General features: G+C 37.5%; 5 protein-coding genes. All 5 read left to right on the top strand.

Annotated features, from left to right (window positions below; all coding sequences use genetic code 11):
* The first annotated feature begins 175 nt into the window (after positions 1-175).
* The 5 genes from ACODR7_RS06155 to ACODR7_RS06135 all read left to right on the top strand — a co-directional run bounded on the left by ACODR7_RS06155 (position 176) and on the right by ACODR7_RS06135 (position 7,928).
* The gene (locus ACODR7_RS06155) at positions 176-856 is read left to right on the top strand and encodes a response regulator transcription factor (protein WP_110368383.1); all 681 of its coding nucleotides are present in this window, start codon (positions 176-178) and stop codon (positions 854-856) included.
* The gene (locus ACODR7_RS06150) at positions 857-2,221 is read left to right on the top strand and encodes a sensor histidine kinase (RefSeq protein WP_488838056.1); all 1,365 of its coding nucleotides are present in this window, start codon (positions 857-859) and stop codon (positions 2,219-2,221) included.
* A gap of 216 nt (positions 2,222-2,437) precedes the next feature.
* Entirely contained in the window at positions 2,438-3,679 is a 1,242-nt protein-coding gene (locus ACODR7_RS06145; RefSeq protein WP_488838055.1) for a TolC family protein, read from the top strand.
* Positions 3,680-3,683: 4 nt separating this feature from the next.
* Positions 3,684-4,769 carry an efflux RND transporter periplasmic adaptor subunit gene (locus tag ACODR7_RS06140; RefSeq protein ID WP_488838064.1) on the top strand — a complete coding sequence of 362 codons (1,086 nt, stop codon included), beginning with the start codon at positions 3,684-3,686 and terminating at the stop codon, positions 4,767-4,769.
* Positions 4,770-4,838: 69 nt separating this feature from the next.
* Positions 4,839-7,928, top strand: a complete 3,090-nt coding sequence (locus ACODR7_RS06135; RefSeq protein ID WP_488838053.1) for an efflux RND transporter permease subunit — start codon at positions 4,839-4,841, stop codon at positions 7,926-7,928.
* The last annotated feature ends 183 nt before the right edge of the window (positions 7,929-8,111 follow it).

Here is an 8,111-nt window from a genome sequence, read left to right as displayed (position 1 = left end):
CATATTACAAAGATACAATGACTAAACATTCCCCCCAACTTTTGAGACTGATCCATCTTATCGTTAAACACTTGATTAGATAAAATAACCAATTGATTCCCTCTGAAAACTTTTACCCCATCTTTACAATCACAATCATAAAATTTTCGTTAAATTCGTGTAAAATAAATTTTTGATGAATATTCTTTTACTGGAAGATGATCTCATTCTGTCTGCAGAATTGTGCAGATTTTTAGAATCAAATAATTTTAACTGTGATAAAATCTATGACGGAGAAACCTTTCTCCGTCAGATAAAAAATAGTACCTATGATCTGTATCTGCTAGATATTAATGTTCCTAAAATAAACGGACTTGATGTCTGTCAGACGATCCGTTCTTTTGACAAGAATACTCCCATCATTATCATCTCTGCCTATGGAGATATCTCTGATAAAAAAGATGCTTTCACAAGACTAGCTGACGATTATCTCGTAAAGCCATTTCAGTTTGAAGAACTTCTTCTAAGAATCAATTCGCTGCTGAGGAGAAAAGCTCCTTCTGATAATTCCGATCAGGATATTGTTAGAATTGATGACCTTATTATCAACAAAACAGAGCAGAAGGTTTATCGTGGAGGAAATGAAATAACCCTTACGTTGAAAGAATTTCAATTGTTGGTTTACCTTGCGGAGGCGCAGGGAAGAACGGTTTCCAAGCAACAGATCACAGAACATGTATGGGAGCACAATTTTAACACAAATACGAATACCGTAGAAGTTTATATCAATTTTCTGAGGAAGAAGATTGATAAAGATTTTAAAATAAAACTGATTCACACCCGTTCTGGTTTCGGATATTACCTAAGCCCATTATAAATGTCTTTAAAAAGGAAGATCGCTTTAACGATAAGTATTGCCTTTTCATTACTATTTGGAATGGTGATGGCGGTCATTTATTTATCTTTTAATGATTTCAGAAGAGATGAATTTAAAGAAAGATTCAGGCAGAGGCTTGAATTTACTTCCCATTTCATTTCAAAATCCAAAGACTTTGAAGAGGAAGCACCCGTTTTTTTCAACGAAAATTCAGATAACATTCTTTTGAATGAAAAGATTTTAATTTTCAATGAGAAAAAAGAACTCATCTACAGTACGATCAAAGACCGGAATGTCATCTGGGACAGTGCAATGCTTAAAGAGCTGGATAAAAAGAAAATTATCTATACAGAAAAAACGGTTCCGGAAATCTATGCTGCACTCAGGAATATCAACGGAGAAAATTATTATATCCTTACCAGTGCTTTTGATACCAACGGAAAATCCAAGTTGGGATATCTTAAATATCTTTTGATTACGGCTTATGTGATGAGCACCATGCTTATTGGTTTTTTCAGTTATTATTTTGTCGAAAAGTTTCTTCGTCCACTGGAAGACCTGAACAAAGAAATTTCTGAAGTTACTGCCCATAAACTCACCACACAAATTCCGGTAGAGCAGTCTAATGATGAAGTAAGTGTTCTTGCCAAATCCTTTAATACCATGATTGGAAGGCTGGATGATGTTTTTCAGTCGCAAAAAGATTTCACGGCCAGTGCTTCACATGAGATCAGAACGCCGATAACAAGAATGGCATTTCAGCTGGAAAATCTGATTAAATTTGAGGAACATTCTCCGGAAACGATATCTTCTTTAAAACAGATTCAGCGGGATGTTTATCAATTATCAGACCTTACCAATTCGCTTTTGCTGTTGACAAAGTTTGATAAAGAAAATATTCAGAGCATTTATGAGGAAGTAAGAATTGATGAAGTCATCTTTGAAGCTTTTGAAGCGGTGGAGAAAAGTTATCCACAACTTAAGCTGGATTTTCTGATCAATGAAGATAGTTCTGAAAATGCTTTTCTGACTATAAAAGGAATTCAGTCACTATTGGTAATTATATTTATCAACTTGTTTAAAAATGCAGCAGTGTATTCAGATAATACAGAAGTGAATGTTCTGATTACTGAAACCAACGATAATCTTTCCGTTGAAGTTATTTCTCACGGCAATACGATTTCTGAAGAGGAGCAGACTAAACTGTTTGAAGCCTTCACAAGAGGAAATAACGCACAGAATATAGCAGGATCAGGATTAGGCCTTAGAATTGTTAAAAGGATTCTGGAATATCATGATGCAGATATTGTATACTCTTCCCCTGAGGATCACATGAATAAGTTTACATTATCTTTTAAAAAATAAAAAAAAGCAACTGATACGAAAACAGTTGCTTTTTTTTGTTAAGCTTCTGATTGAAATTTTTAACAAAAATTCAATAGTTGAAGAAAAATTAACTGATTTTGTCTGGTGATTTATTGTATAAACAGCCTGTTCATGCCTATTTTAATATTTTTTTAAGCGTCATTTAAGTTTCTTTTAATAGCATCAAAGCAATTTTGTAATTTAAAAAGAATAATAATGAACAGAATTGCAGTGCTGTGCCTCGCCGTTTCCTCATTCATGGCGGCACAACAGCAGATGTCTCTTTTGGAATGCGAAGAAGCTTTTCAGAAGAACAACCTCCAGCTGCTCGCCGAACAATACAACATCAATATGGCTGATGCGGATATTCTGCAGGCTAAAATCTGGGAGTTACCTCAGTTAAGCGGACAGTTTAATGCTTATAATCCTCAGAGCAAAAAGTTTTTTGATGTAGGACATTCTAAAGGAGCGGGTATTACTCAATTGATATACATGGGCGGCAAAAAGAAAAACGAAATTGCTTTTGCCAGATCCAATAAAGAACTGGCCCAGCTTCAGTTTTCACAATTGCTGGTAGATTTAAGATCTCAGCTTCGCTCTGCTTATTTTAACCTTTATTACGAAAAACGAAAGCTGGAAAATACCAACAGGCAGTTAGGATATATGAATGATCTTTTGAATGCCTATCGTGTACAGTCGGCAAAAGGAAATGTTTCCCTTAAAGATGCTGTAAGGCTGCAGAATATTGTGATTCAGCTGAATCATGATAAGCTGGAGATCAACAAAAATATTCTTGATTTTGAGCAGAATCTGAAAGTTCTGACAGGAGTTGCAGAAGAGATAGAGCCTGCAATGTCTGAAACCGAAGCAAAAGAAGCTCTGGCAGCACAGCCTTTCGGTGATGAAGAAGAACTGAAAAGCAAAGCCCTCGAAAATAATGCAGATTACCGATACAATTTGAAGCTCATTGATAACAGTAAGTTGTATGCACAATGGCAGAAATCATTGAATGTACCGGATGTTACGGTAGGCGCGGCATGGGACCAGGCAGGAGGAACTTTTAATAACGAAGCTAATCTGACTTTGGGAATTCCTTTGCCACTATGGAAAGCCAATCAGGGAAATGTAGTAAAAGCAAACTATGCTATCCGGCAGAATCAGAAAAATGCTGATTTTCAAAAACTGACCCTGGAAACTAAAGTTCAATCTGCATACAAAACCTGGAAGGCACAGTATGATCAGCTTCTGGATGTAAAAATTACAGACCTTCAGAATAAGGAACTTGTTTATAACGGAATGCTGACCAATTTCAGAAAAGGAAATATCAACCTGATTGAATTTACAGACTTCATGGATAGCTACAGGGAGACAGCTCTTCAGATCTATGATATGAAAAATGAGATCATGCAGTCGGCAGAACAGCTTAATCAACTAGTACAAACGAAAATCTTCTATTAAAATGATGAAAACATATATTATTCACACATTGATGATCCTTTCATTAATGGCCTGTTCAAAAAAAGAGGAAGAGAAAAATAGTCATACAAAAAAAGGATTTGAGCTCAGTAACACCATGCTGAATTCTATTTTCCTGGCAAAAGTTGAAAAAAAGAATATAGAAGATGAATACAGCTTTTATGGAAAAATCTCAGCAGACAAAAACAGTTATATAGATGTTTACCCTTTGGTAGGAGGAAATGTGATGAGCGTAAATGTAGAATTGGGAGACTATGTGAAAAAAGGACAGGTGTTGGCTACCATCAGAAGTACTGAGCTTGCAGAAATTCAAAAGGATGTAAGCGATGCAAAAACAGATCTTGTAGTGGCAAAAAATAACCTCCGTGTTGCAAAAGAACTCTACGAAGGAAAGCTTAATACGGAAAGAGATGTACTGGAAGCTAAAAGCCAGTTACAAAAAGCAGAAGACCAGTTGCAGAGAGCAGCTGCTGTAAGTACCGTTTATAATGTGAAAAGTGGAAATATATACAGTGTAGTAGCACCTATCAATGGTTATATTGTTCAGAAAAGTATTAACAAAGACATGCAGCTGAGAAGTGACAGGAGTGATAATATCTTTGATGTGGCCAATACTACCAATGTATGGGCTATTATGAATGTCAACGAATCTGATATTGATAAAATCAGCCTTGGAATGAAGGCCCAGGTATCCACACTTTCTTATCCGGACAAGGTTTTTGATGGAAAAATTGATAAGATCTTCAAAATTATTGATCCGCAAACCAACGCCATGCAGGCAAGAGTAGTCTTGAACAATGCCAACGGACTTTTGATCCCGGAGAGTAAAGCCACGATAAAAGTTTCAAGCCTGGAAAGCCACGCTACACTTACTGTTCCGTCTAAAGCAGTGATTTTTGATGATAATAAAAGCTTTGTGGTGATTTTTAAATCCAGAACAGATGTAAAGATCAGAGAAATCAAAGTATTAAAGCAGGTTGGCGATATCACTTATATTGCAGACGGTCTGAAAGAAGGAGAAGAAGTGATTACCAATAACCAGCTGCTGATATACCGCTCGCTGAACAGCTAGTCTTATTAAACCATGAAGAATATGTACTTTTTTCTTTAACGGCTTTTTTAGGTCATCAATGTATCTATCATGAATAAATTCATAAAAAATATAATTGCTTTTTCATTAAAAAATAAAGCATTTACCTTTATCTGGGTAGCGATTTTAGCCATCTCCGGTTTTATAAGTTTCAAAAATATGCCTATTGAAGCTTTTCCCGATGTAACCAATACTCAGATTGTCATCATTACCCAATGGAATGGGCGTAGTGCAGAAGAAGTAGAACGTTTTGTCACGACACCCATTGAATTGGCGATGAGCCCGGTTCAGAAAAAAACAAGTGTAAGAAGTACCACCATGTTTGGGCTTTCTATTGTTAAAATTCTTTTTGACGACGGGGTGGACGATACTTTCGCCAGAAATCAGGTCAATAACCAGTTAAGAACCATTAGCCTTCCTGATGAGGTAGATCCTGAAGTACAGCCACCCTACGGGCCAACCGGTGAGATTTTCAGATATACGCTGGAAAGTAAAACAAAAGACTCCCGAACACTGCTTACCTTGCAAAACTGGGTGATAGACCGTGCTCTGAGAGGAGTTCCCGGTGTAGCAGATATCAATGTTTTCGGAGGACAGGATAAAGTTTTTGAACTCAGTATTGATCCGAGAGCATTGGATAAATATAACTTGACTCCGCTTCAGGTATATGATGCCGTTACTAAGAGCAATCTGAATGTAGGAGGTGATGTGATTGAAAAAAATGGTCAGGCTTATGTGGTAAGAGGTATTGGTTTGGTAAAATCTGTTGCAGATATTGGAAATATTACCATTCAGAATGACAGTGGAAATCCTGTTTTGGTAAAAAATGTAGCAGAAGTTCACGAAAGCTCTATGCCCAGAGTAGGACAGGCTGCACTGAATCATCATGATGATACCGTGGAAGGAATCGTTGTGATGAGAAAAGGGGAGAATCCAAGAGAAGTACTGGTAGGAGTGAAGGCTAAGATTAAAGAGCTTAACGAAAAAGTCCTTCCGAAAGATGTGAAAATGGTCACTTTCTATGACCGCGACAATCTGATGGATTTCACTACGCATACCGTAATGCATAACCTTATTGAAGGAATTGTCTTGGTAACAGTTATTGTTTTGATTTTTATGGCCGACTGGAGAACCACGCTGATTGTTTCCATCATCATTCCTTTGTCCTTGCTATTTGCCTTTTTATGTTTGAAACTGGCCGGGATGAGTGCCAATCTGCTTTCATTAGGAGCGGTAGACTTCGGGATCATCATAGACGGAGCCGTCGTCATGGTGGAAGGCCTCTTCGTAATGTTAGATCATAAAGCCAAGCGGTACGGAATGGAGAAATTCAATAAACTCGCAAAAGGAGGCTGGATTAAGCAGACCGGAACCGGGTTAGGAAAAGCCATCTTCTTTTCAAAATTAATCATTATCACTTCCTTAATTCCTATTTTCTCATTCCAGAAAGTGGAAGGCAAAATGTTTTCTCCTCTGGCATTTACATTAGGATTTGCATTAATGGGAGCATTGATATTTACATTAACATTGGTTCCTGTTCTTTCGCATATCCTTTTAAATAAAAATGTAAAAGAAAAAAATAATCCGTTTGTTAACTTTTGGGACAGAATCGTTTTGAAAGGTTTTAATTTAACATTCAGGTACAAAAAAATGAGCATGATTGCAGCGATTTCCTTTCTGGCTGTTACATTGTTTTCCGGGAAATTTTTAGGAACAGAATTCCTGCCTCAGCTGAATGAAGGATCATTGTGGATCACCGCAGAAATGCCGATGAGTTCTTCATTAAAAGAATCTCTGAAAACAGCAGATCTTTTAAAGAAAGACATTCTGAGCTTCTCCGAAGTGACAGATGTTCTTGCGCAGACGGGAAGAAGTAATGACGGGACTGATCCCAACGGGTTCGGATTTGTGCAATTTGCAGTTAATCTTAAGCCAAGAGAAGAATGGAAGCGTAAAATTACTTATGATGAACTGATCAATGAAATAGACAAAAAGCTCAGAAGTTACCAGGGAATTACTTTCAACTATTCCCAGCCGATCTCGGATAACGTAGCAGAAGCCGTAGCAGGTTTCAAAGCTGAGAATGGAATTAAAATCTATGGTGACAACCTGGAAACTCTGGACAAATTAGCCCACGAAGTTTTGCTTAAAATTAAAGACGTACAAGGCGTAAAAGATCCGGGAATCATTAAAAATATCGGCCAGCCTGAAGTAAGTGTTGTGTTGGACAGAGATAAAATGGCAGCTTACGGAGTAATGCCTGCAGATGCACAAGCCGTTTTGGAAATGGCGTTTGGAGGGAAAACAGCGTCTGAAATGTTCGATGGGGAGAGAAAATTCCCGATCCGTCTTCGGTATTCTCAGGAATACAGAACCAATGAAAATGACATTGCTGCTTTGATGGTTCCTACACAGGATGGAGCAAAGATTCCTTTAAAAGAAATAAGCACCATTGTTAAAGATAACGGAGCCGCATTTATCTACAGAGACAATATTAAACGATATATCGGGGTTAAATTCTCCATCCGTGACAGAGATTTGGGAAGCACTATCGCCGATGCCCAGAAAAAAGTAGAAACCATTGAACTTCCGGATGGCTATTCTGTAGGATGGACGGGGCAGTTTGAAAACCAGCAGCGTGCTTCACACAGACTGGCGCAGGTAGTACCGGTGAGTATTCTGATGATTTTCCTCCTGTTGTTTATTCTGTTTGGAAATATGAAAGATTCTCTTTTGGTGTTAGCGAACGTACCTTTTGCTTTGATTGGAGGAATCATCGCTTTACACGTTACCGGAATCAATTTCGGAATCTCTGCCGGAGTAGGGATGATTGCCCTTCTTGGAATTTGTATCCAGAACGGGGTTATTCTCATCACTGAGTTCCATCAGAATGTTAAAGACGGAATGGATATAGACACCGCTATCTTAAATGGTGTAAAATCCAGAACGAGACCTGTAATCATGACAGCATTGATGGCTTCCATAGGGCTTATGCCGGCAGCCTTGTCTACAGGAATCGGATCGGAGTCTCAGAAACCTCTGGCCATTGTTATTATTGGAGGACTGATTACCGCAACAGTGCTTACACTGCTTATTTTCCCTATTATCTTCTGGATTTTCAACAGGGGCAGAAAGCTGTAATCTCTTTAATCTGTTTCGTCCTGGATTTTTTGAAACATTTTTTTTATGGTAAAATTTAAATAAAATAGTTAAATTGGTCACTGATAAAAAATAAACAAATGGCATCTGAAAAAATAATGAATTCCCCGTTATTACTACATTTTTTGAAACGGTTTCTTTGATTATTAAATTAATGTCATCAAT

It is taken from the genome of Chryseobacterium sp. FG46 (assembly GCF_057809135.1).
The sequence above is the reverse complement of the archived record's forward strand: the minus strand, read 5'-3'. Positions and strand labels throughout refer to the sequence as shown.